The organism is Actinoallomurus vinaceus, from assembly GCF_039542055.1.
Taxonomy (GTDB): domain Bacteria; phylum Actinomycetota; class Actinomycetes; order Streptosporangiales; family Streptosporangiaceae; genus Actinoallomurus; species Actinoallomurus vinaceus.
The window spans coordinates 1-1,212 of sequence record NZ_BAABHK010000052.1; the positions used below are offsets into that span (position 1 = coordinate 1).

Here is a 1,212-nt window from a genome sequence, read left to right on the forward strand (position 1 = left end):
TGCCGCCGCCGGGTTGTTGAGCGTTGGGGTGTTCGGGGAGGGTGGTGATGTTGTAGACGGGTCCGCCGGTGTTGGTGGGGTTGGGGTTGTCGTGGGCTTGGCCTTTGATGTCGTAGCCGACGCCGGTGTCGGATTTGTGGGGGTAGGTGGGGCGGTCGTTGGGGATGCCGCTGTCGGAGACCGGAGGCACGGGCACCGGGCCGCCGCTGTCCGAGCCGTTCCCGAACCGGCCCGCCACATGCTGGCCGAGTTCCTTGGCACCTCCCAGCCCGGCCATGCCGAACCCGAACGCCGCGGCCTGCCCGAAGTTCATGTGGTCGGGGTCGAAGATCGCCTGACCGGCCAGGTTCCCCGCCGTGCCGGTGGTGCCGGCGAACCCGAAACGGGCACCGACGCCCTTCATCCCCGGCGCGGCCATCCAGTCGGCCAGCTTGGTGGTCAGCGGGTTGCTCTGGCGGGCGACCGCCCGCCCGGCGGCCCCCATCACCCCACCGGCGACCGCACCCATCCCCACCGACTTACCGAACTCGCCCCAGTTCCAGCCCTTCTGCACGCCCTCATGAATCCGCGCGTACTGCCCAGCGGCGTCCATCCCCGCCCCGAACCAGGCACCCACCACCGCACCACTCAAAATCTGATGCCGCCCCGCCCACAACGCCACCCGCTGCAGAAACGCCTTCAGCGCGAATCCCTCAGCCTCCGACGCGCCGATCGCGGCCGCCTCCGAGGCACCCGCGGTGATCCAGGACCAAGCGAACCCCATCAACATCGTGATCACTACGAACGCACACGAGAGCTCGAACTGCAGCCGCGCCGCCCGCTTCTGCGCCTCCAGACCCTCGACCGATGAGGCCAGACCCCGCAAGCACCCTTCCAGGAACCGCAGTCCTCCGGCCTCACCCCCGCCCGACAGCGCTTGGGCGAAGGTCTTGAACTTGTCCGTCGCGTCGCCGGCGTTCGCGCTGACGACCGTACCGGCATGACCATCCAGCTCGTTGGCGCCCCGGCCGAATGCGTCCGCGCACGTGGTGAGCGCCGCCTGCATCTTGGCCAGGCCACCCATGCTGCCGTCCGGCCACTGACACCCGCCGACCAGCATCTCCAGGAAGAACAAGCCCTTTTGGACGATCTCCGGCATCTGGTCGAAATCGCCTACCGAGCGGTTGAAATCAGCCTCCGGCCGCCGGTACGGGTTCTTGGCCGCCACCGCGT

General features: G+C 69.0%; 1 protein-coding gene. It reads right to left on the reverse strand.

Annotated features, from left to right (window positions below):
• Positions 1–1,212, reverse strand: a 1,212-nt coding sequence (locus ABEA24_RS53310) for a hypothetical protein (protein WP_345444753.1), incomplete at both ends; no start/stop codon positions are given.